Origin of the sequence: Allobrachymonas sp., assembly GCF_041912815.1 — a bacterium.
GTDB lineage: Bacteria > Pseudomonadota > Gammaproteobacteria > Burkholderiales > Burkholderiaceae_C > Brachymonas.
Genome location: NZ_JAYRLV010000001.1, coordinates 258,504 through 282,558, shown reverse-complemented (window position 1 = coordinate 282,558; position 24,055 = coordinate 258,504). Strand labels below are relative to the sequence as shown.

Below are 24,055 nucleotides of genomic sequence, written 5' to 3'. Positions count from 1 at the left end.
TGTTTTGCCTGTAAAACCGAGGTTTTAAGCAACACATCGGCAACTGGCCAAGACGGTTATCTGGCTTCTCAGGGAATCATTTCCTGAGAAGCTTTTTTATGGCCTGCATATTGCAAACAATAGCATGCATTTTATTCTGTAATGTAGAAAGGGTGCTGTCTGGAGCTATCTGAAAATCGCACCGTAAGAGAAAAAGCCTCCATGGCGGCGCAGATTCAGAATCTGCATACATCTTCTGTATGTGCTGGAAAAGATAAAGAAAAACCCATCTGTTTCCGGATGGGTTTTGTCTGGTGGGCCTTCAGAGACCCTGCCGCAGCACCCACACTGTGGATGCCTGCATCTGCGTGAGGAATGTCCTCAGAACATCATTTCCTTGTCCGCATCCTGCGTCTTGCGGCGGGCCATGGCCAGGTTGGCACGCGCACGGTCCATCACCAGATAGATGAAGACGCCTTCTAAATGTGTAGAAGGACGAATAATATGATATTGCTTTCCAAGGGTTATCAATATATCTTCAATTTTGTCATCAAGCTGAAGTGAACGTATTGTTTTTAGCTTTGCTCGTACAACCTCTGTATTGCCTGCTGCAGCAATTTCTAGATCGACACCGCTTCCAATAGAGCCAAGCATCATTCCGCTTCCAGCATCTACAATGGCGGCACACATTGCGCCGCCTAATGTCATGAGTTCATTTAGTGTTTCATCGATAGTGGCCATTTTTACCTCACTAAATTAAAAAATATAAAATATCCAGTAGATTCTAACATACTGAAATAAATTCTTCTGAATTAAATGGAATTTAAGTCGAAGAAAATATGCTTATGAAAAAGGGTGCTCACACCATCAACGAGGCGATCTGCGTAACTTTTTCCTGCCATGCCTTCCAGTCGATCTGCATGCGGTGGGTGATCGTGACCATGATCATGGTCGTGCCGCAGGGCGCCAGCGTGAGCATGCCATGTGCATGGATCATGGCGCAGGTCTGCAGGGGGCCCAGCTTGTCGAAATGGTTCTGCAACCGCGTGTAGAGCCGCCAGTAGTCGGTGGCGGTTTCCACCAGCGGCTCCATGTGCTCGTGGCCGCCGCTCATGAAGAGCACCATGCCGGTTTCCGGATCTGCAAGGGCACAGGCCGAGATGCCGGGCAGCGCGGCAAGGGCATCCAGATGGGAGTGAATTTCAGGCGTGTTCATGATGCGGAAAGAGTGTCGGCTGTCTGGCGGGCAGCGTACATGATATGGGCGAGCATGCTCTGCTCCGAGGCCAGCAGATGCAGAACGAGCGGGACATCGGCCCGTGGAATGGCATAGAGAATGGCGCGGCCCTGCGCAGCCTCGATGGTGGCGCTGACGTAGTTGCCCAGCCCTGCCTCGCGGGCCACGGCTTCGCCCAGGGCACATACCGAGCTGGCCATGGCAGCCATGCGGGCCGCGTCGATGGTGGCATGGCTGGCCTGAGCCACCTCGAAGCCGTCCACCGTGGCAACGACGGCAGCCTGCAGGCCATCGACCGATTGCAGCAGCCGGTGCACCTCTTGCTGGGCAGCAGCCGTGATGTGGGCGGGAAGCGTAGTCATGGGGTGGAATCTCCTGGAAGGACAATATCGAGAGCGGATTCGTTCTGGGCGATGAGCGTGTCGAGGAGCAGCAGCACGTCCTGCTTGCGCCGCACATCCACGGGAAGAACGGGGAACACCAGCCCGCGCTGCGCCATCTCGTCGACATAGGCTTCGAGGCTGGGCTGGGGGTGCGATTCGGTGCGTCCTACACCCACCGTGCAGGGGAGCATGCGCAGGTCGTCAGAAAATCCGTCGAGGTAGATGCGGAAATCCTGCACCGGGTCCGGGCGCGAGTTGTCGATCAGGATGATGAGGCCGAAGGCATTCTGGGCCAGGATTTTCCACATGAAGTCGAAACGTTCCTGGCCTGGGGTGCCGAACAGGCGCATGCGGTTGCCATCGGCCAGCGACACAAGGCCGAAATCGAGGCCCACGGTCGTGCGCGCCTTGGCTACGCTGGTGTCGGTATTGGCCACATCGGTGACCACGGGAGCGATGTCGCTGATGGCGGCAATGGCAGTCGTTTTGCCAGCGCCCATGGTGCCTGTGAACAGGATCTTGAGTTCGCTCATGACGGATGAAGAACAGGGGAGAGAGTGGATGATCTCCATGGCAGTACACAGCTCAGTTCAGTTCCTCTGTCTTGCGCAGAGCGGCCGCATGCATGGGGAAAGATGAAAAGGGGAACAGGAGACAGGCAGAAAGAGCATGCAGGACAAGCGCATGCCCTCGGGACGGCTGCTCCCCGTGAAAATGCGGGCGCGCAGAAATCCGGTGTAGCCGGATGGCCGGTGCGGTGGCGATCCCCGTGATGCTGACCATGATCCTCCCGTGGATCGACTTGCAGCGACAGATACAGGGTGTGCGGCGTCATGCACACACCTGTGTTCCATCTGTTCTTGTAGTTTTGATGTCGGGCCAGTCTATCACGGGGCCATTCATTTTTCGTGCGCCACGACAGGTTTGCCCAGGGGAAACAACTGGACACCACCCCTGCCTTCGGGAAGGCAGGGAGGCCAGACCATTTTTTCCTGCGCGTTCTGAAGGAAGCTCAGAGTCCCAGGTGACGGCGCAGATTCTGGAAGAATCCGAGAGCGGCTGCCGGCTTGGAGGCCTGAGGAGCAGTGCTGTCTTGCTGGGTTTGGATGGGCGTAAAGGATGCATTGGCTGCAGCCATGACAGCATGGGGATGAGAAACTGCCGTGGCGGATGCGATATCGTGGTGGGCTCTGGGGCGGACTTCCAGCAGCTTGGCAGTCTGCAGCTCGTGTACGAAGTCGTCACAGGTTTTCATGCTTTCGCCGCTGACCACGGAGAGCTTGGCAATGCTCATCGAGCGCTTGGACAGCAGGGCAGACAGGCGGATGCGAGTGGCATCACCCCGCAGGAATACCGTGGAAGGCCAGCGAGTGAGCCGGATATCGGAATGCCCCAGCCCTGCAACGATGGGGGCAGAACGTTGAGGTTGCTCTCCATTGCCGGTGGGTTGCTCCTCCACGTAGCCGGGGGTCTTGCGTGCCAGCCAGTCCAGCAGGCATTCAGCCCGGATGGGGCGAGGCATGATGTCGTGGGCCATGTCCAGCGGACTGTGAGGCTGTCCGATGCACAGGCGTGCGCCCGCCTGGGCGATGGCATTCATTCCTTCCATGGACAGGGTGGTCACCTCCACATGTTCTCCCAGCAGGACAGCTGCCAGAGGAGCTTCATCCACACTATTCACCCAGCGCCATTGACGGACGTAGGGGTTGGAGGAAAGCTTCAGGATGGTTTGGATGAGCGTGGCTTCCGCATGGGTCAGGCCGATGCAGCTGATGGTGAGCGACCGGGTCATGGTGTCAGTTCCTTAAGAGATATGCCGAAACTGCTGGCGAGCCAATCTGCGTTCATCGTGTAACGAAGATTCATGAAGATAATTATTCATTAATTTAATTTTTTGGACAACGTGCAACTGTCTTTGTCGGCGCAATGATGAATGGAAAATTTCGTTTTCTGGTGGTCGGCTTGGAGGAGACTGTGACAGTTTCCACATCTGTGTCATTTATGTGACGTGGCTCCCTGTAGAGGCGGGGATCGCTCCACCTGCAGAAAGAGACCGGCGGTCGGTTACCCGTCTGGCTCGGAGGCAGCGGGACGCCCGGCCACCTACAATGACCGGCATGTTTGTGCACCTCCGTCTTCATTCCGAGTTTTCCGTGGTCGATGGCACCGTGCGTGTCGACAAGGCTGTTGCGGCAGCCGCGCGGGATGGTCAGCCTGCCCTGGCGCTGACCGATCTCAACAACATGTTCGGGGCACTCAAGCTCTACAAGACCGCGCAGAAGAAAGGGGTGCAACCGATTCTGGGCGCCGAGGTGATGGTCGAGGGACTGGTGCCACCCGCCAAGGATCGTCCGCTGCCGCGCATGATCCTGCTGGTGCAGAGTCATGAGGGCTATCTGCATCTGTGCGAGCTGCTGACGCGGGGCTGGCAGGCCATCGGCTCCAAGCCGCAGGCCACCATGAAATGGGAGTGGATGCGGGAGCTGTCTGGCGGGCTGATTCTGCTGTCTGGCGCACAGGCGGGGCCGCTTGGACTGCCGCTTCTGGCGGGAGACATGGAGCAGGCACATGCGCTGGCGCTGCAGTGCGAGGAGGTCTTTCCCAACCGTTTCTATCTGGAATTGCAGCGTGCAGGACGGGGGACGGACGAGTCCCATGTGGTGGCCGCCGTGCGGCTGGCGCAGCGCATGCAGCTGCCGGTGGTGGCCACCCATCCGATCCAGTTCATGACGGCGGCGGAGTTCGAGGCCCACGAGGCACGGGTCTGCATTGCAGAAGGGGAGATTCTGGGAGACCAGCGGCGCCAGCGCCGATTCACGCACCAGCAGTACTTCCACACCACGGCGGAGATGGAGGCCCTGTTCGCCGACATTCCTTCCGCGATCGCCAACACGGTCGAGATTGCGCGACGCTGTGCCATCACGCTCACGCTCGGCAAGCCTCAGCTGCCCAACTATCCGATTCCCGACGGTCTGTCGATGGAGGAGTATTTCCGCAAGCTCTCCCACGAGGGTCTGGAGGCACGGCTCGCCCACCTGTATCCCGACGAGGCCCGGCGCAACGAGGAGCGCCCCCACTATGAGGAGCGTCTGGAGTTCGAGCTGGGCACCATTTTGCAGATGGGGTTCCCGGGCTACTTCCTGATCGTGCAGGACTTCATCAACTGGGCCAAGAACAATGGCTGTCCGGTGGGGCCGGGGCGGGGGTCAGGAGCCGGTTCGCTGGTGGCTTACGCGCTGCGCATCACGGATCTCGACCCGCTGACGTACAACCTGCTGTTCGAACGGTTCCTGAATCCGGAACGGGTGTCGATGCCTGACTTCGACATCGACTTCTGCCAGACCAACCGCGACCGTGTGATCGACTATGTGAAGGATCGCTACGGGCGCGATGCCGTGAGCCAGATTGCCACGTTCGGTTCCATGGCCGCGCGGGCCGCCATCCGGGATGTGGGGCGGGTGCTGGACCTGAGCTATACCTTCTGCGACGGCATCAGCAAGCTCGTGCCGAACAAGCCGGGCATGCATGTGACGCTGCAGTACCCGCCAGCCGAAAAGAAAGAGGGCGACAAAAACAACTACGCCATCGAGATGGAGCCTCAGCTTGCCGAGCGCATCTCGCACGACGACGAGGTGCGGACGCTCATCGAGATGGCGCAGCAGCTCGAAGGGCTGACCCGCAACATCGGCATGCATGCGGGGGGGGTGCTGATCGCTCCGGGCAAGCTGACCGATTTCTGCCCGCTCTACCAGCAGCCAGGCAGCGAATCGGCCGTGAGCCAGTACGACAAGGAGGACGTGGAAGCCGTCGGTCTGGTGAAGTTCGACTTCTTGGGGCTGGCCACGCTCACCATCATGGAGCTGGCCCGGGAATTCATCTGTGGGCGCCACAAGGGGCAGGAGCATTTCGACTTCGACCAGATTCCGCTCGATGACAGGGCCACTTACCGGCTGTTTCAGGAGGGCAATACCGAGGCGGTGTTCCAGTTCGAAAGCCGGGGCATGCAGTCGATGCTCCGGGACGCGCGTCCGACGCGGCTGGAGGATCTGATCGCCCTGAATGCGCTCTATCGTCCAGGCCCCATGGACCTGATTCCCAGCTTCATTGCCCGCAAGCATGGCCGCGAGGAGGTGATCTATCCCCATCCTCTGCTCGAGAAGGTGCTGGCCGAGACCTACGGCATCATGGTCTATCAGGAGCAGGTCATGCAGAGCGCCCAGGTGCTGGGTGGCTACAGCCTCGGGGGCGCCGACCTGCTGCGCCGGGCCATGGGCAAGAAGAAGCTTGAGGAGATGGTCAAGCACCGGGAAATCTTCCGTGCCGGGGCGGCCAAGAAGGGCATCAGCCAGGAGAAGGCCGACGAGGTCTTCGACCTGATGGAGAAGTTCGCAGGCTACGGCTTCAACAAGTCACACGCGGCGGCCTATTCGCTGCTGGCGTATCAGACGGGCTGGCTCAAGGTGCATTACACCGCCGAGTTCTTCTGCGCCAATATGACCATCGAAATGGACGACACCGACAAGCTCAAGGTGCTGTACGAGGACGCGGTCAAGATGGGGCTCACCTGCGAGCTGCCCGATGTCAACCGCAGTGCCTACCGGTTCGAGCCGGTGTCGGATCAGGTCATCCGCTATGGGCTGGGGGCGATCAAGGGCACCGGCGAGAATGCCATCAAGGCACTGACAGAGGCGCGGGAAGAAGGGGGGGGCTTCACCAGCCTGTTCGACTTCTGCAACCGTGTCGACCGTACCCGCATCAACAAGCGCACGGTCGAGGCCCTTATCAAGGCAGGGGCCTTCGATGCGCTCGATCGCAACCGGGCACAGCTCATGGCCAACATCGATCTGGCGTTTGAGTACGCGGCCAGCCAGGCAGCCAATGCCAACCAGGTGGGGCTGTTCGACATGCTGGATGGTCCAGGGAGCAGCACGGACGAGCCTCCCATGGTTCCAGCCACGCCCTGGGGCATCAAGGAGCGCCTTGTGCAGGAGAAGACCGCCATTGGGTTCTTTCTCTCGGGGCACCTGTTCGACGAGAACGAGGACGAGGTGCGGCGTTTTGCGCGGCTGCGCATCGCCGATCTGACGGACAGCCGCGATCCGGTGCTGGTGGCCGGCATTGTCGGTGATTTTCGTGTCATCAATGGCCGCAGCGGCAAGCTCGCGCTGTTCAAGCTCGACGACAAGTCGGGCGTCATCGATGCGAGTGCAGATGAGTCCGTATGGTCCGCCAGTCCAGGTCTGCTGGTCGATGATGCGCTGGTGGTGGCGCAGGCTGTGCCACGCTTCGACAAGTTCAGCGGTGGCATTCGTCTCACGGTGCAGCAGGCCTGGAGCCTGCCGGCGGCACGCTGCCGGTTCGGCAAGTACCTGCTGGCCGATGTGGGCTTGCTGGCCCCTGGACAGGCGGGACCCGATGTGGCCCGCGTGCTGCAGGAACATCCGCCCGAGAGGGAGGTGCTGGAGACCGGGGACGAGATCGTGCGCGGGCTGGCGGTGCGGCTGAAGATCCGCATTCGCCCTGAAGAAGGGGAACAGGCGGACAGGGCAGGGCAGGGCGGGGCAGAGACGTCGTCTCCCACCCGTCCGGTACAGGGGCTGCTGGCGCTGGGACCAGCCTCGCGCTTCTACCCGAGCGATGCCGCCATGGCGCGGTGGCAGGCCCTGCTGTCGCAGGGGTCTGCACGCATCATGTACGAGTGAGCATCGCGGCGGTCGATATGATCGTACGGGCATGACGGGCAGGCATGAGCGAGCCGTCGAGGGCAGCTCGTGCAGGGGCGCGCATGACAGGCGCGAGGCAGTGCCCAGACGTGCAAGCCATGCCGCTCCTGCCGGCGTGGCCGTGCAGCCTCAATGCCGCTTGAAGGTGATGGTGAACGGCACCTGGGGCACCTGACCATCGACATCGGCAGGCAGGGTCCCTGTGCGTTCCAGCGCATTGAGCACGGCCTGATCCCAGTCGGAATCGGTGCTGGGCTTGACGACACGGCTGAAGAGAATGTGCCCATCCGCTCCGGCCCTGACGCGCACCACCGTCACCGGCGCTCCGTCATTGCCTCCATGGAAGCGGATGTTGGGGTAGACCCTGTTGCGAACCCGGGCTGCATAGCTGGCAGAGAATCCGCCGCGTGAGGTGGCATCCTTGCCTGTTCCCTTCTGTCCCTTGCCTCCAGCGCCGGTTCCGCGGGCATGCGCGTCTCCTCCCGATCCGCCCAGGCTGGTGCCTGCAGCCATGCGTGCCATGCGGGCGATTTCGGACTGGCGGCCTGCCTCTGCCCGTGCCTTTTCACGGGCGATGCGGGCTGCAGCCATCTTCTCGGCCTTGGCCTTCTGGGCTGCTGCCGCTGCAGCGGCACGCGCCTGACTGCGGGCGGCAGAGGCTGCTTCAGCCCTGGCTTGTGCCTTGGCCTGAGCGGCAGCCGTTGCACGGGCCTTGCGGGCCTCGGCCGCGCGGGCGGCAGCTTCCTGCTGCCGTGCCTTTTTCAGTTGAGCGGCATGGGCCTGGCGTTCCGCTTCAGCCTGCGCAGCCTGAGCCTGCCGGCGGGCCTGTTCGGCGGCATGCGCCTCCTGTTTTTGCTGGAGCAGATGGCGCTGGCGGCGCAGAGCCACATCCGCTTCCTGTTGCTGGGCTGCCTGCCGTGCCTCGGCCATGGCCTGCAGGTGGCGCTGCCGGGCCTGGGCGGCTTCCTCGGTCTTGCGGGCGCGCTCCTTCTCGCGTGCCTCGGCCTGTTGTCGGGCCTCTTCTTGTGCCTGCTGTGCTTCGGCCTGCTGCCGTACGGCTTCGCGGGCCTGTTCCCTTGCCTGCCTGGCTGCAGCCAGCTGCGCTGCATGCGCAGCGGCGCGGGCCTGCTGTGCTTCCGCCGCGTGGCGCGCATCGGCGACATCGGCCTCTGTGGGAGCTGCTGCAGCTGTTGTCGGGGCAGCAGTCGCTTCTGGGGCAGACTGGCCACCACCTGTTCCGGACTGGCCTTCCTCCGAAGGCGTGGAGTCCCAGACTTCAGCCACCACGGCTTCTCCTGCGGGCGTGTCCACCGCCCAGTGCGTGGCCCACGCCAGCAGTCCGAGCAGCCCCAGATGGATCAGCAGCGCCACGAGCCAGGCAGCGGGCCGGAAGGGTTCCCGGGGCGGAAGCAGCCCTTCGTGGGAGGAGAGATCAGGGGTATGTGACACGGGAAGCGTGCGTGGGGATGGGGCTATTTCTTTGCTGCGCTCAGTGCGGATAGCGCAATATGCGATATGCCTGCTCCTTGCAGCTGCGCGTAGGCTTGCATCACATCGTCATATTTGAGTTGGCGATCAGCCTCAATCAACACGGCCACGTCGCTGCGCCCATGCAGCATGCGCTGCAGTTCAGACAGCAGGTGTTCTCGGAGGACAGGAACGGGTGTGCCGCGTTCTCCATCCTGAAGCGTCATCTGGCCGTCAGGCATCAGCACCAAGCGGATGGCTTGTGATTGCTGGGTATGCGTGCTGCCCACCTTGGGCAGATCGATCTTGCCCGGACGCAGCATGGGTGCCGTGACCATGAAGATGATGAGCAGCACCAGCATGACGTCGATGAACGGCACCATGTTGATTTCGTTGATGGGACGGCGGCGACTGCTTCGGGAGACCACTGCAGGCATGACTTTCTCCTCTCCGATGGGGCACTCAGCGGGTGGCAGCGAAGGCGGTGGTGTCGGCCGACGCGGGTGGCGCCTGCACTGCAGGCCGGCTGGCCGCGTTGCGCTGCAGGATGTTGGAGAACTCGTCGATGAAGCTTTCCTCTGCCACGGTGATGCGCTCGATGTCGCGGGCGAAGAAGTTGTAGGCCACCACGGCCGGAATGGCGGCGAACAGGCCCACAGCAGTGGTCACCAGCGATTCGGCAATTCCGGGGGCCACGGTCGCAAGCGACACCTGCTCCATGCCTGCAAGGCCGGTGAAGGCGTGCATGATGCCCCACACCGTGCCGAACAGGCCCACATAGGGCGAGATGGAGCCGACCGATGCCAGAAAGGACAGCTTGCTCTCTGCCATGTCGGTCTCGCGCTGGAAGCTTGCCCGCATGGCACGGCGGGCACCGTCCACGAGCTGCAGCGGATCGCCGGCCTGTCGTTCGCGGAGTTTCAGGAATTCGCGCATGCCACTGGCAAAGATGCGCTCGGTAGGGCCCGCCGAGCGGGCATTGCGGCTGGCTGCATCGTAGAGTTCATTGAGACTCGCTCCCGACCAGAAATGCTGCTCGAAGAGTGTATTGAGCCCTCTGGTGCGCCGAAGCGCTCCCATCTTGGCGGCAATGACGGCCCAGCTCGTGACCGAGATGACGAGCAGCAGAGCCAGCACTGCCTTGACGATCCAGCTGGCGTGCAGCACCAGCTGCACGAGATTCATGTCCGGGGAGTTCATGGGAAGAGCCTGAGAGAAACGGGAGAAGAGAAAGAGAACGCAGAAGACGGACGCACAGGGTGCACCTGTACCCTGTCGACAGTCACGGGCTTGCAGCTCGCCCGCAGCGGCTCACTGGCTGTGGCGCTGCAGCAGGGCGTGGAGACCGGCAGGCATGCGTGCCGGCTGCAGACGCTCGCCGTCCACCCAGCCCAGGCGAATGGTGCCTTCGGCCAGCAGGGGGCCTTCGGCATGGCCGAGTCGGGCTGTCTGCACGATGACGGCCGAAGCGCGGCCGACCTGCATCGGGTGGGCCGAGACCCAGAGCAGGTCGTCCAGCCGGGACGGACGGTGATAGCGCATGTCGGTGGCGCTCACGATGAACATGCCTCCTGTTTCCGCGCGCAGCCGATGCTGCTCCACGCCGAGCGCGCGCAGCCATTCGGTGCGTGCGCGCTCGAAGAACTTGAGGTAGTTAGCATAGAAGACGATGCCCCCGGCATCCGTGTCTTCCCAGTAAACACGCACCTGAAAATGAAACATGATGTTGCAGCGCAGCAGGTCGGCGAAAGAGGTCAGGCCAGCCGCTGCAGTCGGGCAATGGCTTCCTGCAGCTGGGCAAGCGAGTTGGCCGTGGAGAAGCGCACGAACCGGGAGGTGTCTGCCGTGCCGAAGTCGCGACCGGGTGTGACCACCACGCGGGCCCGTTCCATGAGGGCAAAGGTGGCGTCCCAGCTGTTGTCCACTCCCAGGCGGGGCAGCCAGCTGCCGATGTCGGCCCAGGCATAGAAGGCACCATCGGGCCGGACCGGCACGTGCATGCCGAGGGCGTCGAGCTGCGGTACGAACCAGTCACGTCGGGCACGGAATTCGGCGCGGCGCTCTTCGTAGATGCGCAGGCTCTCGGGCTCGAAGCAGGCCAGTGCGGCATGCTGGGCCACGGTGCTCGGGCAGATGAAGAGATGCTGGCTCAGCAGTTCCACCGTCTGCGCGAGTGCCGGTGGCAGCACCACCCAGCCCAGGCGCCAGCCGGTCATGTTGAAGTACTTGCTGAAGCTGTTGATGCTGATGATGTCGTCGCCCAGCTCCAGGGCACTGTGTCCGTAGGCATTGTCATAGCTCAGGCCGAGATAGATCTCGTCGACGATGGTGAAGCCGCCGCGTGCACGCACCACGTCCACAATGGACTTGAGGGCGGCCGGCGCGATGGAGGTTCCCGTAGGGTTGGAAGGGCTGGCCAGCAGCACGCCGCGCGTGGCGGCTGTCCAGTGGGCCTCGACCTGTGCGGCGTTGAGCTGGAAGCGGTCTTCGGCCGATGCGGGAATGAGGCGCGGCGTGCCTTCTGCCGCACTCACGAAATGCCGGTTGCACGGATAGCTGGGATCCGGCATGAGCACTTCGTCACCCTGCTCGATGAGGGCCATGCACACCAGCTGCAGGGCAGCCGAGGCACCGGCCGTCACCACGATGCGGGCCGGGTCGATGGAGAGACCGAAGCGCTCGGCGTACCAGCCGCTGATGCGCTCACGCAGGGCCGGCAGGCCGTTGGCTGCGGTGTACTGGGTGTTGCCGTCGCGGATGCAGCGCTCGGCTGCCTGGGCCACCAGGGGCGGAGCCGTGAAGTCGGGCTCGCCGATGTTGAGGTAGAGCAGGGGATCTGCATGGCTGCCGGAACGCTGCTGGAGCTCCTGTGCGGCCTTGCAGATTTCCATGACATAGAACGGCTCGATGCGCCGTGCGCGGTCTGCGATATGCATGGCAGGTCAGCTCCGTTGGCGGTCGGCTTCGACCTCCAGTGCGCGCAGCTCGGGAGCCACGGCGTTGAGAACGCCGTTGACGTATTTGTGCCCGTCCGTACCGCCGAAGGCCTTGGCCAGCTCGATGCACTCGTTGATCACGACGCGCCAGGGCACATCCGGGAAATGCTGGAATTCGTATACGCCGATCCACATGCAGGCATGTTCGACCGGGGAGATTTCCTTCCAGCCCCGATCGAGATGGGGGGCGATCTGGGCATCGAGCGCCTCGGCTTCCTGCACGCATCCGTGGAAGACGGCATCGAAATGCGCGGCGTCGCCCTTGTGGAATCCGGTGAGTTCACGGGTGAACTGGTCGATGGCGGCAGCGTCGTTGTGCCCCACCAGATACTGGTAGAGCGCCTGCAGGATGAATTCGCGCGCGCGGCTGCGTCCGGTCTTGCCGGTGTGCTTGCGCGGAGCAGGGGGCTCGGCAGGGGCCGGCGCATGGTCGGCCTGCACGCTGTGGGCCAGGGCCTGCTCGGGGGTCAGCTCGGAGGCGGGAGAGGTGCGGGAGGAGGAATTCATGCCACTTTCACCATGCTGCGCATCAGAAGGGCCATTTCGACGGCCACGCGGGCGGCATCGGTGCCTTTTTCGATCTGGCGGTCCTTGGCCTGCTTGAGGTTCTCGACGGTGAGGATGGCGTTTGCCACCGGCAGACCGTGGTCCAGCGCCACGCGCGTCACGCCTGCTCCGGATTCGTTGGCCACCAGCTCGAAGTGGTAGGTCTCGCCGCGGATGATGCAGCCGAGGGCGATGAGGGCATCGTAGTCGGAGCGGTCGGCCAGACCCTGCAGGGCCAGGGGCACTTCCAGTGCACCGGGCACCTGCACGAGGGTGACGTTCTTGGCCTTCACGCCGAGCTTCATGAGTTCGGCCAGGCAGGATTCGGCCAGTGCGTTGGTGATGTCTTCGTTGAAGCGTGCCTGCACGATGCCGATGCGGAGCTTCTTGCCGTCGAGCTGGCTGGTGAGGCTGGCGATGTCGCCCTGGTTTGCGTTTTTCATGGGAAAGGAGTCCTTCAGGATTTCTGGGGGGGAGCCGCAGTGAAGCCGACGACTTCCAGGTCGTAGCCAGCCATGCTGGGCATGCGGCGCGGTGTGCCGAGAATGTTGAGCTTGCGCACGCCGCATTCACGCAGGATCTGGGCCCCGATGCCGTAGCTGCGCAGATCGAAGCTCTTGCCCGGGGCATGGGAAGCCTGGGCAGTGCCATCGAACTGGGCCAGCAGCTGGGCGGCGGATTCGCCGCAGTTCAGCAGCACCACCACGCCGCGCTGCTGTTCGTGGATGTAGCGCAGGCTGTCTTCCAGGCTCCAGCTGTGCATCTTGCGGCCGACTTCGAGGGCGTCGAGCACGGACAGTGGCTCGTGCACGCGGGTGGGAACGGGATCGGAAGGCTCCCAGCTGCCCTCCACCAGCGCCAGGTGCAGGTTGTGGCCATGCATGTCCTGGTAGGCGTGGGCGGTGAATTCGCCCTGGGCCGTCAGCATGCGGCGGGTGGCTACCTTGCGGATCAGCGACTCGTGCTTGCTGCGGTATTCGATGAGCGAGGCAATGGTGCCGATGCGCAGACCATGCTCGGCAGCGAAGAGCTGCAGGTCGGGCAGGCGTGCCATGGTGCCGTCCTCGTTCATGACTTCGCAGATCACGGCGGCAGGCGTGCACCCCGCCATGGCAGCGAGGTCACAGCCCGCCTCGGTATGGCCGGCACGCATGAGCACGCCGCCATCGACGGCCTGCAGCGGAAACACGTGGCCAGGCTGCACCAGGTCCGAGGGCTTGGCGTTTGCCGCGACGGCAGCCTGTACGGTGCGGGCGCGATCGGCTGCCGAGATGCCTGTAGTGACGCCCTCGGCTGCCTCGATGGACACCGTGAAGGCCGTGCCGTGCGGTGCCCCGTTGCGAGAGGTCATGGGGGCCAGTCCCAGATGGTGGCAGCGCTCGCGGGTGAGGGTGAGACAGATGAGGCCACGGCCGTAGCGGGCCATGAAGTTGATGGCCTCCGCGCTGACGTGGTCGGCCGCAATGATGAGGTCACCTTCGTTCTCGCGGTCTTCCTCGTCGACCAGGATCACCATCTTTCCGGCCCGGAGGTCGGCCACGATGTCTTCGATGGGGGATACGGGAGCAGGTACGGGAGCGCTAGCCATGGAGGGATGAGCCTTGATTCGAAAAATAGTTCGTATTATCGCGCAAGGGCGCGTGGGGAGGGGAGGCGGGGATGTCCATGCCGCACCAGGCACGGGCGGCCGTGTGCATCCGGTGCGGCGCCCGTCAGGTTTGCCGACGTCGCAGGGCGGCAAAGATGAGGTAGCAGCACAGGCTGGCCGTGCCGGCCCCGACCATGCCCCAGGCCAGCTTGATGCTGCTGTCGAACAGCAGTGGCACCACAAACCCCGCCATGCTGGCAAAGACCACCATCTGCACGAAGGACTGCAGCGAAGACGCCAGGCCCTGGTTGCGCGGGAAGTAGTCCATGGCAGTCATGGTGACGGCCGGGGTCAAGAAGGACAGCCCGAACGAATAGATCAGCAGGGGCAGCACGGCCCAGGGCACCGTGACATGGGGAGCGGCCAGAAGGTTGTATGCGAGGTTGAAGGAGCCTGCGATCGCCATGATGCCAAAGGCCATCACGACCATGCGCGGACGCGAGATGCGGTGGGCGAGGCGGCTGGCAATGGCAGACCCGCCGATCAAGCCGGTCACGAGCGGGATGAACATCCAGCCAAAGGCCGTTTCGGGCAGGTGGAGGATGTCCATGATGAAGTGGGACGCCGATCCGATGTAGAGCGAGAAGCCTGCAAACGACAGTGCCAGCACGACCACCAGCAGCATGAACCGCAGGTGCAGCGTGCATTCCACATACTGACGCACGATCACGGAAGGCAGGAAGGGCTGGCGCTCTTCGGGAGGAAGGGTTTCGGGCAGCCCCTTCCAGCACAGGGCAAACATGAGTGCACCGAACAGGGTGGCGAACCAGAAGACCGAGCGCCATCCGAGATGGACCTGCAGCCAGCCGCCCAGGATGGGGGCGATGGCCGGTGCGAGTCCGAACACCATGGTCATGTGTGACATCATGCGCTGGGCTTCGGCGCCCCGGTACAGATCCCGCACGATGGCGCGCCCCACCACGGCGCCCCCGCCCGCGCCCAGGCCCTGCAGTACCCGGAAGACGAGCAGACTTTCGATGCCGGTGCTCAGTGCGCCGCCGAGCGATCCTGCGATGTACAGCACCAGCGACACCAGAATGACGCGGCGACGTCCGAAGGCATCGGCGAGCGTGCCATAAAAAAGCATCATGCCCGCAAAGGCATAGAGAAACAGACTCAGCGTCTGCTGCATCAGCACATCCGTGGTGTGCAGATCGGCACGGATGGCGGCAAACGAGGGCAGATAGCTGTCGATGGCCAGAGGCCCCACCATGGTGAGGGCCGAGAGCATCAGCAGGTAGCGGAAATAGGGAGACAGCAAGGCGATGGAAGGGAAAGTGGGAACGGCTCAGAGGGCCAAAGACTTCGGGCCATCCATGACACAAGTCGCATGGATGGCCCGATGGGGCCGGGCAGAATGTCTGCGGCCGGGATCTGCTCCTTCAGGGGGCAGGGAGCGCCGACCTTACCATGGATCGGAAGCGCCTGTCCTGCAGGGGAAGGATGGCATCACTGCGCGACCCAGCCTCCGTCCATGTTCCAGGCCACGCCGCGCACATTGTTGCCCGCAGGCGAGCAGAAGAACACAGCCAGTTGCCCCAGTTCATCGGGAGTGGTGAATTCGAGCGAAGGCTCTTTCTCGCGCAGCAGCTCCACCTTGGCCTGTTCCACCGGGATGTGTTCGGCGGCGGCGCGGGCATCGATCTGTTTCTGCACCAGGGGAGTCAGTACCCATCCGGGGCAGATGGCATTGCAGGTGACGCCGGAGGTGGCGTTTTCGAGCGCCGTGACCTTGGTCAGGCCCACGATGCCGTGCTTGGCAGCGACGTAGGCAGACTTCTGTGCCGAGGCGACCAGGCCGTGTGCAGAGGCCACATTGATGATGCGGCCCCAGTTGGCCTGCTGCATGGCAGGCAGTGCGAGGCGCGTGGTGTGGAAGGCGCTCGTGAGGTTGATGGCGAGAATGGCATTCCACTTCTCGACCGGAAAGTCCTCGATCCGGGCCACATGCTGGATGCCTGCATTGTTGACCAAGATGTCCACGCGGCCGAAAGTCTGGGCCGCAAAGGCCATCATGTCCTCGATCTCGGCGGGCTTGCTCATGTCTGCGCCATGGTAGGCCGTGGAGATGCCGTATGCCGCCCCAGCCTGTCGCACCTCGTCTTCGGGGCCGGCGTGGTCGCCGAAGCCGTTGAGCACCACATTGGCACCCTGTGCCGCCAGGGCCTTGGCGATGCCGAGCCCGATTCCGCTCGTGGAGCCGGTCACCAGCGCTGTCTTGCCTTTCAACATCATGAATCTCCTTGGTGAATTCAGGTAGGATGAAATGAGGATGCGGGCCGAAGGGGCTTTCTCGGAAGCCGGGCCTGCATGGTGCAAGATCAGGTCTTTCCGTCCGGGACACATCATGAGTCAACCAGTACTCGAGCACATTGTATGCACCCTCGGTGACCATGCCGTACGCATGGGGTACTGGCAATGGGGGGAACCCGCAGCAGGGCATGTGGTGCTGTGCGTGCATGGCCTGACCCGCCAGGGGCGCGACTTCGATGCCCTTGCGAGCGAGCTGATCGAGCAGGCACACCAGCGGGGACTGCCCCCGCTGCGCATCGTGTGCCCCGATGTGCCGGGACGCGGGCAAAGTGCATGGCTGCCCGATCCTGCGCTCTACCAGATTCCGGTCTATGTGCAGGGCATGGTGCAGCTGCTGACCCGGCTCGCGCAGCAGGCTCCCATCGACGCCCTGGACTGGGTGGGAACCAGCATGGGAGGATTGATCGGCATGGGGCTGGCCTCGCTCCAGGGCAGCGCCGCATGGCCGGCCGGGGTGCCTTCCCTGGCGCATCTGGTGCTCAACGACGTGGGCCCGCAGATCACCTATGCCTCGGTGGCCCGCATAGGAGCCTATGCGGGGGATACCGGGCATTACGCATCCGAGGCCGAGGCGCTGCAGGCCCTTCAGGAGCGCTTCGCGGCATTTGGCCCTCGCACGCCGGAGGAGTGGGCACGGCTGAACCGGCCCATGCTCCGTCCCCATCCTGCCGGGGGGCTGCGTCTGCACTATGATCCGGCCCTGGCCGATGCCTTTCGCGAGGTGCCTCGCGAGGCCTTCGATGCGGGCACCCAGGTGCTGTGGAAGCTCTACGATGCCCTCTCCACTCCCACGCTCGTGATCCGGGGTGAGGAGTCCGACCTCCTGACCCCGGAAGCTGCACACGCCATGCAGATGCGCGGCCCCCGTGCGCACTTGGTCGAGATTGCCGGGGCCGGGCATGCGCCTGCCCTCGACCATGCCGCAGAGATGCAGCCGATTGCCGACTTCCTGCTCGGGAGTTCCGGTGTTTCCCGTGTCTGACTGACTGACGGGCGCAGGCGGGGGCTTCCCAGGCCTGCTTCCGGTGTGATTCCCATGATTGCCTCTTCCTCTCTGTCCGATTCTTCAGCCTCTCCCGAGGATGTGGCCCACATCGTGCATGCCACTGCCGGCAGCCTGCCGGAGCCGGCCGATGTGCTGACCCAGGCCCGCCAGTTCGCCAGTCCTCTTCTGGCCAGCGTGCAGCTCGGAACGGGCGAAAACGCCCTGGTGCATGCCGATGGCGTAGCACGCATTCTGGAGCAGATGGGAGGGGCCCCCTCCCTGCAGGCAGCCGCCTATCTGGTCTATGCGTCCGAGCATCTGAGCCGGCCACAGGAAATGATCACCCAGGTCTTTGGCGAAAGCTATGCGCACCTGGCCTTGCAGGCCACCCGGCTCATGCATCTGCAGCAGCACCAGCGCAACCAGCCCGGAGCCACCACCCCCCAGGAGCAGGCCGAGCAGATCGAGGCCGTGCGCAAGATGCTGCTGGCCTTCTCGCGCGACCTGCGCGTGATCCTGCTGCGTCTGGCCTCGCGGCTGCAGACCCTCCGGCACTATGCGGCGGTCAAGGAAGTGGCGCCCTATGCGCTGGCCTACGAATCCCTGCATGTGCTGGCGCCGCTGGCCAACCGGCTGGGCATCTGGCAGATCAAGTGGGAGATGGAAGACCTCTCCTTCCGCTTTCTGGAGCCCGACACCTATCGGCAGGTCGCGCGCTGGCTCGACGAGAAGCGCGTCGAGCGCGAGCAGCGCGCGGCCCGGCTGCGCGAGACGGTGCATGCCGGCCTGCTGGCGCAGGGCATCAGCGCCAACGTGCAGGCGCGGCCCAAGCACATCTACAGCATCGTCAAGAAAATGCGCGGCAAGGGGCTCGACTTCAGCCATGTCTATGACGTGATGGCGCTGCGCATCATCGTGCCGACGGTCGAAGACTGCTATGAGGCACTCAGCTGGGTGCATACGCGCTTCGAGGCCATCCCTTCTGAATTCGACGACTACATCGTCAAGCCCAAGGCCAACGGCTATCAGTCGCTGCACACCGTGGTGCGCGAACACGAGCAAGGTCAGCCCGAGCGCCCGCTCGAAATCCAGATTCGTACCCAGGCCATGCACGAGCATGCCGAAAGCGGGGTGGCTGCCCACTGGGCCTACAAGGAAGCCGGGACCAAGGGCTATGCCGGACACACCGCCAACAGTGCCTACGACGCCAAGATTGCCGTGCTGCGGCAGCTGCTGGCATGGGAGCGGGATTTTTCTGCCACCGGCAACGAGGATGCAGCCCCCGACGCGGCCCAGCTCGCTGCCGTGCTCGAAGACAAGATCTATGTGCTCACCCCCGAAGCGGCCGTGATCGAGCTGCCGGCAGGCGCCACGCCCGTGGATTTTGCCTACAGCGTGCACACCAGCCTCGGGCATCGGTGCCGGGGCGCGCGCGTGGATGGGGCGATGGTGCCGCTCAATACCCCTTTGCGCAACGGCCAGACCGTCGAGATCATTGCCGCCAAGGAGGGGGGACCCTCGCTCGACTGGCTCAGTTCCGATCAGAAATACATCGTCAGCAACCGTGCGCGGGCCAAGGTGCGTGCCTGGTTCAATGCCCGTGCCCAGCAGGAAACCATCGAGAAGGGCCGCGATGCCGTCGAGAAACTCCTGCAGCGCGAAGGCCGCACGGCCGTCAAGCTCGACGAACTGGCAGCCCAGCTCGGATTCGATGGTGCCGATGCCCTGTTCGAGGTGGTCGGCAAGGATGAATTCTCGCTGCGCAACATCGAGGCCGTGCTCAAGCCCCAGGCGCCCCCGCTGACGCAGGATGAATTCCTGCTGCAGAAGCAGTCGCAGCTCCAGGAGCGGCATGCCCACCGCAGCGGTCCCAAGGGGGGCGTGCTGGTGGTGGGCATGGGCTCGCTCATGACCCAGCTCGCCAAATGCTGCAAGCCAGCCCCTCCCGATGCCATCGGGGGCTTTGTCACCCGGGGCAAGGGCGTGAGCGTGCACCGGCTCGACTGTCCCAACTACCGCAGCATGGTGCGCGACAACCCCGAGCGCGCCATCGAGGTGCAGTGGCAGGCCGAGGAGGGACGGGAGGGTGTCGGGCACTATCCCGTCGATGTGCTGGTGCAGGCCCATGACCGGCCGGGTCTGCTGCGCGACATCAGTGAGCTCTTCGCGCGCGAGAAGATGCCCATGATCGGGCTCAAGAACGACATCGTGCGCGAAGTCACGCACATGACCCTGACCGTGCAGGTCAGCGACACGCATCGCCTGCGCAAGACCCTGGCCGAGCTGGCCGGCATGGACGGGGTGCGCAGTGCCCGGCGGCGCTGAACGCCCGTTCTGCCATGGGACTCTGATGCAGTCCAGAAAGAGGAAAGTGCAATTTGTCTGAAGTTTTGGATGCGCGTTGCGAAAATTGTGCAAACCCTGCTATACTACGCAGCTTCTGACGACAGGCGCGTAGCTCAGCTGGTTAGAGCACCACCTTGACATGGTGGGGGTCGTTGGTTCGAGTCCAATCGCGCCTACCAATTGCAAGCCCGCTGGTACACAGGTACCAGCGGGCTTTTTGCATGGGGTGTTGCCAGGTGCCCATTGCTGCAGGACGAGGCGCTGTCGATGCCGCAGGGGGCGCAGGGGGCAAGGGCAGTGGTGGCTCCATGCACGGATGTCGGCCGTCCTCCATGGGACAATGTGCCGCATGTCTGCCTCATCTTCCCTTGCGCATTCTTTCGCCGATTCGCTTGCCGGCAGCACGCCCGTGTCGCGGCGCTATCGCTATGCCGTGGTGATCGGACGCTTTCAGCCGGTGCATGAGGGCCATCGAGCCCTGTTGCAGGCCTGCCTGGACTGTGCGGACCAGGTCGTGGTGGTGATCGGGTCCGATCGGCAGCCCCGCAGCTTCAAGAACCCTTTCACGGTGGCGGAACGCTCGGCCATGGTGCGGGGCTGTCTGGAGGATGGCGAGCGCCATCGGGTGCGCGCAGTCGGGGTGGTGGATGATCCCTACGACGACCAGGTCTGGATCGACGAGGTGCGGCAGGCTGTGGAGGCGGTTATCCGCGCCGATGGCGGCCATCCCGACGGGATGCCCGTGGCTTTGGTGGGGCATGTCAAGGACGACAGCAGCTATTACCTGCACCTTTTCCCAGGCTGGGACTTCGTGCCCTTTGCCAACGTGGATGGTATCAATGCCACCGATGTGCGCATGTGCTACTTCGGCCGTGCGCCCGAAGATGTGGCGCGCCAGCAGAGGATGGCCGCAACCATGCTGCCTGCTTCGACCGTGGCTTTCCTGCAGACGTTCCGTGCCACGCAGGCATGGGAACAGCTGGCGGACGAGCGGGAATATCTGCTGGACTACCGGCGCCGCTTCCGCTATGCCGAAGCGGGCTTCGCGCCCATCTTCTGTACCGTGGATGCCGTGGTGGTGCAGCGCGGCCATGTGCTGCTGGTGCAGCGCGGACGGGTGCCGGGGCAGGGCAACTGGGCCTTGCCAGGAGGTTTTCTCGAAGCGGACGAGCGGCTGCTGGACGGTGCACTGCGAGAGCTGCGAGAGGAGACAGCCCTTGCCGTGCCCGATGCCCAGCTGCGCGCCAGTCTGTGGGCTCGGCGGGTGTTCGATGCGCCGGACCGCAGCCAGCGGGGACGGGTTCTGAGTCATGCCCATGCATTTGGGCTCGCCGACTCCCATCCACTGGCACCTCTGCCTGCTGTGCAGGGGCGCGATGATGCCGCGCAGGCCGTCTGGTGGCCGGTGGAGCAGCTTGAGGAGCTGCGCGATCGCCTGTTCGAGGACCACTATTTCATTCTGAAGTACTTCCTGACGCTGAAGCAGCCGTAGCGTCAGCCACGCCGTGCTCGGCAGAACGCTGCATCGGGGTTTCTCCGCGACAGGGAGAGCACCGCGGCAGGCACTGTCGGTGCCAGACCCACTACAATTGGTTGCAAGTGCCGCCCCGCGGCAGGGAGATGGAACAGGACCATGAAGATTCTCATCAGCAACGACGACGGGTACCAGGCGCCAGGCATTGTGGCACTGCACGATGCACTGCACACCATTGCCGACGTGGAGGTCGTTGCCCCCGAGAACAACAACAGTGCCAAGTCCAATGCCCTCACTGTCACGGCTCCCCTGTACGTGCAGCGGGCGGCGAACGGCTTCCGCTATATCAATGGCACCCCGGCAGACTGCGTGCACATTGCCCTGACCGGGCTCCTCGACGAGCTGCCCGATCTGGTGGTTTCGGGCATCAACAACGGTGCCAACATGGGCGATGACACCATCTATTCGGGCACCGTGGCAGCGGCCATGGAGGGCTATCTCTTCGGCGTCCCTGCCATTGCCTTCTCGCAGGTGGAGCGGGGCTGGGAACATGTCGAGGATGCCGCGCGGGTAGCCCGCGAACTGGTGCAGCGGCTTGGCGCTTCGCTCGCATCACGGCCTGCGGGCAGTTCGCCCTGGCTGCTCAATGTGAACATTCCCAACCGGCCCTATGCCGACCTTCAGCCCCTGCGCGTGTGCCGGCTGGGGCGGCGCCATTCTGCCGAGCCCGTGATCCGGCAGCAGAATCCGCGCGGCGAGACCATGTTCTGGATCGGCAATGCAGGTCCCGTCAAGGACAACGGCGAAGGCACCGACTTCCATGCCACGGACGAGGGACACGTGTCCCTCACGCCGCTCAAGATCGATCTGTGCGATCACCATGCGCTCGGCTACTGGGCGCAGGCATTCACGGCCCAGGGGGGCGGCGGCATGGGCCCCGTGTGACCATGGCGCGGCCCACCTTTCCCGCGCGCAACCAGTGGAGCGAGGCCTCGTCGTCCGACACGGGGCCGGGCCGGGCTCCTGCACCTCCCCGACCACGGGTGCCGCCGGGAACCGGCACGCTGGTGCCGACGGTTCCGGTGGGATCGGGTGCGGCTGTGCCCGTGCCGGCGCAGGCAGTGCCGCGCGCGCATGTGATGCCCGTCAACACACCAACCACGGTCGGCAACGCCGGCGCAGCCAATGCGGCGGCCCTTCGGGCCCGCATGGTTCAGCAGCTGGAGGCGCAGGGGCTGCACGATGCACGGGTGGCCGCAGCCCTGATGGCAGTGGAGCGCCACTGCTTTGTCGACAGTGCGCTTCTGGCACAGGCCTATCTCGACACCAGCCTGCCCATAGGCCTGCAGCAGACGATCTCCAAGCCCAGTGTGGTGGCACGCATGGTGGAGCTGTTGCTCTCGAGTCCGGCCATGCAGCAGCAGCCTCCCGATGCCAGGCTCGGCCGGGTGCTCGAAATCGGGACGGGATGCGGCTACCAAGCCAGCGTGCTCAGCGAGGTGGCGCAGGAGGTCTACAGCATCGAGCGACTCAAGGGACTGCACGAAAAGGCACGCGACAATCTGCGGCCGTTCCGCATTCCCAACATCCATCTGCTGCTGGGTGACGGCATGCTAGGCTATGCGCCTGGCGCACCCTATGCGGGCATCATCGCTGCAGCGGGAGGGGCCGCCATTCCACAGGCATGGGTGGACCAGCTGGCGGTAGGGGGGCGCATCGTGGCTCCCATGGCCACGGGGCCGCAGAGTCAGGTGCTCGTGGTGCTCGACCGGACAGCGCACGGTTTGCAACAAACTGTGCTCGAACCCGTGCTTTTTGTTCCCTTAAAATCCGGCATGGCCTGACGTTCGGGACGCGATGGCGTTTCCTGTCGGCCCGATCCATTTGCCGAGACGGAGGCAGCTTCCTGCAGGAGGCCGATCTGTCCGCAGCACTGGCAGATGGCCGTGCGAGGCTCCATGCCATCCCGTTGCGCTGCCGGAGGCAGTCGTGCCATGGCTCCGCAGTCCGGCGGAGTCTGTTTCGGGAGTCTGGCCATTTCGAATCCAGCAAGAAGGACTTTGCATGCGTTTCATTGCTCGCGTTGGCACTCTGCGCCAATGCACCCGCACCGCGTGGTGTCTGGGCCTGGCGGCCCTGCTCGCGGCCTGTGGTTCCACTCCCCGCGCCCCGGTCCAGGACCGTTCCACCGGCATGTTCTCCACCACTCCGCGCGTCGACCCGGCCACGCTGCCAGGGCATGAGTTCGCCGGTCGGCCCGGGTACTACACCGTTCAGCAGGGCGACACCATCCGCAGCGTCGCTCGCGCCAATGGGCTGGACTGGCGTGACATCACACGCTGGAACAGCCAGTGGGTGCCCAATCCAGACCAGATCGAGGTCGGCCAGGTGCTGCGCGTGGTCCCACCGCCCGGCATGGCAGCCCATGGGCCGGCTCCGGTGGTCAGGCACCGTGCGCCTGCAGCCATGACAGCGGCAGCCCCGGCTGTGCGCCATGCACGTGCGCATGAGGCGCCCGCTGTCACGCCGGCCCCCGGAGCGCCTGCGGTGCAGGGGCATGCCTCTGGTGCCAGTGCGGCAGGCATCAGCCTGGCCTGGCCTACGCGGGGAGGGGCCATCCTCTCGTCCTTCGACGGGGATCGCAACAAGGGCATCAGCATCGGCGGGCGCGAGGGGGATCCCATCATGGCGGCTGCCGACGGCAAGGTGATGTATGCCGGTTCAGGCCTGCGCGGCTATGGCAACCTCATCATCCTCAAGCACAACAACACCTTCCTGACCGTGTACGCCCACAACAGCAAGCTGCTGGTGCGCGAGAACCAGACCGTGCGCAAGGGCCAGACGATTGCCGAGATGGGGCGCAGCGACAGCGACCGCGTCAAGCTGCACTTCGAGCTGCGTCGCAACGGCACCTCGGTCAATCCGCTGACCTATCTGCCTTCCCGGCCCTGACCTGGC

At 63.9% G+C, this 24,055-nt stretch carries 22 protein-coding genes and 1 tRNA gene; 8 read left to right on the top strand and 15 right to left on the bottom strand.

All coding sequences use genetic code 11. From position 1 onward, the window contains the following. Positions 1 to 360 precede the first annotated feature (360 nt). From ACE3P9_RS01275 to ACE3P9_RS01255, 5 genes are all read right to left on the bottom strand, one after another. Positions 361 to 720, bottom strand: a complete 360-nt coding sequence (locus ACE3P9_RS01275; RefSeq protein WP_374491158.1) for a hypothetical protein — start codon at positions 718 to 720, stop codon at positions 361 to 363. Between the two features lie 118 nt (positions 721 to 838). After that, complete coding sequence (locus tag ACE3P9_RS01270; RefSeq protein ID WP_374491156.1) at positions 839 to 1,195, bottom strand: hypothetical protein; 357 nt, start codon at positions 1,193 to 1,195, stop codon at positions 839 to 841. Then, the gene (locus ACE3P9_RS01265) at positions 1,192 to 1,578 is read right to left on the bottom strand and encodes a roadblock/LC7 domain-containing protein (protein WP_374491154.1); all 387 of its coding nucleotides are present in this window, start codon (positions 1,576 to 1,578) and stop codon (positions 1,192 to 1,194) included. Before ACE3P9_RS01265 ends, ACE3P9_RS01270 begins: the two co-directional genes overlap by 4 nt. After that, positions 1,575 to 2,132 carry an ATP/GTP-binding protein gene (locus tag ACE3P9_RS01260; RefSeq protein ID WP_374491152.1) on the bottom strand — a complete coding sequence of 186 codons (558 nt, stop codon included), beginning with the start codon at positions 2,130 to 2,132 and terminating at the stop codon, positions 1,575 to 1,577. The genes ACE3P9_RS01265 and ACE3P9_RS01260 overlap by 4 nt, the downstream gene beginning before the upstream one ends. A 479-nt stretch (positions 2,133 to 2,611) precedes the next feature. Next, positions 2,612 to 3,391 carry a hypothetical protein gene (locus ACE3P9_RS01255; RefSeq protein ID WP_374491150.1) on the bottom strand — a complete coding sequence of 260 codons (780 nt, stop codon included), beginning with the start codon at positions 3,389 to 3,391 and terminating at the stop codon, positions 2,612 to 2,614. A gap of 325 nt (positions 3,392 to 3,716) precedes the next feature. Here ACE3P9_RS01255 and dnaE point away from each other — a divergent pair, with 325 nt between their 5' ends. Further along, positions 3,717 to 7,301 (top strand): DNA polymerase III subunit alpha, encoded by a 3,585-nt coding sequence (dnaE, locus tag ACE3P9_RS01250; RefSeq protein ID WP_374491148.1) that lies wholly within the window; start codon positions 3,717 to 3,719, stop codon positions 7,299 to 7,301. Between the two features lie 150 nt (positions 7,302 to 7,451). Here the strand turns inward: dnaE and tolA are convergent, their stop codons facing one another. From tolA to ACE3P9_RS01200, 10 genes are all read right to left on the bottom strand, one after another. After that, positions 7,452 to 8,771, bottom strand: a complete 1,320-nt coding sequence (gene tolA, locus ACE3P9_RS01245; RefSeq protein WP_374491146.1) for a cell envelope integrity protein TolA — start codon at positions 8,769 to 8,771, stop codon at positions 7,452 to 7,454. 23 nt (positions 8,772 to 8,794) lie between these two features. Beyond that, positions 8,795 to 9,226, bottom strand: a complete 432-nt coding sequence (locus ACE3P9_RS01240) for an ExbD/TolR family protein (protein WP_374491144.1) — start codon at positions 9,224 to 9,226, stop codon at positions 8,795 to 8,797. A gap of 25 nt (positions 9,227 to 9,251) precedes the next feature. Then, the gene (gene tolQ, locus ACE3P9_RS01235; protein ID WP_374491142.1) at positions 9,252 to 9,989 is read right to left on the bottom strand and encodes a protein TolQ; all 738 of its coding nucleotides are present in this window, start codon (positions 9,987 to 9,989) and stop codon (positions 9,252 to 9,254) included. 111 nt (positions 9,990 to 10,100) lie between these two features. After that, a complete protein-coding gene (locus ACE3P9_RS01230) occupies positions 10,101 to 10,514 on the bottom strand; it encodes a YbgC/FadM family acyl-CoA thioesterase (RefSeq protein ID WP_374491651.1) in 414 nt (137 codons plus the stop codon). A 29-nt stretch (positions 10,515 to 10,543) separates the two neighbouring features. Next, entirely contained in the window at positions 10,544 to 11,725 is a 1,182-nt protein-coding gene (locus tag ACE3P9_RS01225) for a pyridoxal phosphate-dependent aminotransferase (RefSeq protein WP_374491140.1), read from the bottom strand. 6 nt (positions 11,726 to 11,731) lie between these two features. Continuing rightward, positions 11,732 to 12,292: a transcription antitermination factor NusB gene (gene nusB, locus ACE3P9_RS01220; RefSeq protein ID WP_374491138.1), complete on the bottom strand. Its 561-nt coding sequence runs from the start codon at positions 12,290 to 12,292 to the stop codon at positions 11,732 to 11,734. Next, a complete protein-coding gene (gene ribH / locus ACE3P9_RS01215; protein WP_374491136.1) occupies positions 12,289 to 12,774 on the bottom strand; it encodes a 6,7-dimethyl-8-ribityllumazine synthase in 486 nt (161 codons plus the stop codon). The genes nusB and ribH overlap by 4 nt, the downstream gene beginning before the upstream one ends. A 14-nt stretch (positions 12,775 to 12,788) precedes the next feature. Then, positions 12,789 to 13,919, bottom strand: a complete 1,131-nt coding sequence (gene ribBA, locus ACE3P9_RS01210; RefSeq protein WP_374491134.1) for a bifunctional 3,4-dihydroxy-2-butanone-4-phosphate synthase/GTP cyclohydrolase II — start codon at positions 13,917 to 13,919, stop codon at positions 12,789 to 12,791. 124 nt (positions 13,920 to 14,043) lie between these two features. Further along, positions 14,044 to 15,240: a multidrug effflux MFS transporter gene (locus tag ACE3P9_RS01205; protein ID WP_374491132.1), complete on the bottom strand. Its 1,197-nt coding sequence runs from the start codon at positions 15,238 to 15,240 to the stop codon at positions 14,044 to 14,046. A gap of 188 nt (positions 15,241 to 15,428) precedes the next feature. Next, complete coding sequence (locus ACE3P9_RS01200) at positions 15,429 to 16,211, bottom strand: 3-hydroxybutyrate dehydrogenase (RefSeq protein ID WP_374491130.1); 783 nt, start codon at positions 16,209 to 16,211, stop codon at positions 15,429 to 15,431. A 115-nt stretch (positions 16,212 to 16,326) separates the two neighbouring features. Here ACE3P9_RS01200 and ACE3P9_RS01195 point away from each other — a divergent pair, with 115 nt between their 5' ends. From ACE3P9_RS01195 to ACE3P9_RS01165, 7 genes are all read left to right on the top strand, one after another. Next, positions 16,327 to 17,274 (top strand): alpha/beta fold hydrolase, encoded by a 948-nt coding sequence (locus tag ACE3P9_RS01195; RefSeq protein WP_374491128.1) that lies wholly within the window; start codon positions 16,327 to 16,329, stop codon positions 17,272 to 17,274. 54 nt (positions 17,275 to 17,328) lie between these two features. Further along, complete coding sequence (locus tag ACE3P9_RS01190; RefSeq protein ID WP_374491126.1) at positions 17,329 to 19,602, top strand: bifunctional (p)ppGpp synthetase/guanosine-3',5'-bis(diphosphate) 3'-pyrophosphohydrolase; 2,274 nt, start codon at positions 17,329 to 17,331, stop codon at positions 19,600 to 19,602. 123 nt (positions 19,603 to 19,725) lie between these two features. Beyond that, positions 19,726 to 19,802, top strand: a tRNA-Val gene (locus ACE3P9_RS01185). 170 nt (positions 19,803 to 19,972) lie between these two features. Beyond that, entirely contained in the window at positions 19,973 to 21,115 is a 1,143-nt protein-coding gene (locus tag ACE3P9_RS01180) for a bifunctional nicotinamide-nucleotide adenylyltransferase/Nudix hydroxylase (RefSeq protein ID WP_374491124.1), read from the top strand. Positions 21,116 to 21,256: 141 nt separating this feature from the next. Continuing rightward, entirely contained in the window at positions 21,257 to 22,042 is a 786-nt protein-coding gene (gene surE / locus ACE3P9_RS01175; protein ID WP_374491122.1) for a 5'/3'-nucleotidase SurE, read from the top strand. A 2-nt stretch (positions 22,043 to 22,044) separates the two neighbouring features. Then, positions 22,045 to 22,941, top strand: coding sequence for a protein-L-isoaspartate(D-aspartate) O-methyltransferase (locus tag ACE3P9_RS01170; RefSeq protein WP_374491120.1), 897 nt, complete (start codon positions 22,045 to 22,047; stop codon positions 22,939 to 22,941). 220 nt (positions 22,942 to 23,161) lie between these two features. Continuing rightward, positions 23,162 to 24,049, top strand: coding sequence for a peptidoglycan DD-metalloendopeptidase family protein (locus tag ACE3P9_RS01165; RefSeq protein ID WP_374491118.1), 888 nt, complete (start codon positions 23,162 to 23,164; stop codon positions 24,047 to 24,049). The last annotated feature ends 6 nt before the right edge of the window (positions 24,050 to 24,055 follow it).

Coding starts and splice junctions, on each gene's coding strand:
- ACE3P9_RS01225 (WP_374491140.1), bottom strand. CDS start 11,725: ATGCATATCGCAGACCGCGCACGGCGCATCGAGCCGTTCTATGTCATG.
- ribH (WP_374491136.1), bottom strand. CDS start 12,774: ATGAAAAACGCAAACCAGGGCGACATCGCCAGCCTCACCAGCCAGCTC.
- ACE3P9_RS01170 (WP_374491120.1), top strand. CDS start 22,045: ATGGCGCGGCCCACCTTTCCCGCGCGCAACCAGTGGAGCGAGGCCTCG.
- ACE3P9_RS01265 (WP_374491154.1), bottom strand. CDS start 1,578: ATGACTACGCTTCCCGCCCACATCACGGCTGCTGCCCAGCAAGAGGTG.
- ribBA (WP_374491134.1), bottom strand. CDS start 13,919: ATGGCTAGCGCTCCCGTACCTGCTCCCGTATCCCCCATCGAAGACATC.
- tolQ (WP_374491142.1), bottom strand. CDS start 9,989: ATGAACTCCCCGGACATGAATCTCGTGCAGCTGGTGCTGCACGCCAGC.
- ACE3P9_RS01200 (WP_374491130.1), bottom strand. CDS start 16,211: ATGTTGAAAGGCAAGACAGCGCTGGTGACCGGCTCCACGAGCGGAATC.
- surE (WP_374491122.1), top strand. CDS start 21,257: ATGAAGATTCTCATCAGCAACGACGACGGGTACCAGGCGCCAGGCATT.
- ACE3P9_RS01270 (WP_374491156.1), bottom strand. CDS start 1,195: ATGAACACGCCTGAAATTCACTCCCATCTGGATGCCCTTGCCGCGCTG.
- ACE3P9_RS01275 (WP_374491158.1), bottom strand. CDS start 720: ATGGCCACTATCGATGAAACACTAAATGAACTCATGACATTAGGCGGC.
- nusB (WP_374491138.1), bottom strand. CDS start 12,292: ATGAATTCCTCCTCCCGCACCTCTCCCGCCTCCGAGCTGACCCCCGAG.
- ACE3P9_RS01255 (WP_374491150.1), bottom strand. CDS start 3,391: ATGACCCGGTCGCTCACCATCAGCTGCATCGGCCTGACCCATGCGGAA.
- ACE3P9_RS01165 (WP_374491118.1), top strand. CDS start 23,162: ATGCGTTTCATTGCTCGCGTTGGCACTCTGCGCCAATGCACCCGCACC.
- ACE3P9_RS01180 (WP_374491124.1), top strand. CDS start 19,973: ATGTCTGCCTCATCTTCCCTTGCGCATTCTTTCGCCGATTCGCTTGCC.
- ACE3P9_RS01240 (WP_374491144.1), bottom strand. CDS start 9,226: ATGCCTGCAGTGGTCTCCCGAAGCAGTCGCCGCCGTCCCATCAACGAA.
- ACE3P9_RS01190 (WP_374491126.1), top strand. CDS start 17,329: ATGATTGCCTCTTCCTCTCTGTCCGATTCTTCAGCCTCTCCCGAGGAT.
- ACE3P9_RS01260 (WP_374491152.1), bottom strand. CDS start 2,132: ATGAGCGAACTCAAGATCCTGTTCACAGGCACCATGGGCGCTGGCAAA.
- dnaE (WP_374491148.1), top strand. CDS start 3,717: ATGTTTGTGCACCTCCGTCTTCATTCCGAGTTTTCCGTGGTCGATGGC.
- ACE3P9_RS01195 (WP_374491128.1), top strand. CDS start 16,327: ATGAGTCAACCAGTACTCGAGCACATTGTATGCACCCTCGGTGACCAT.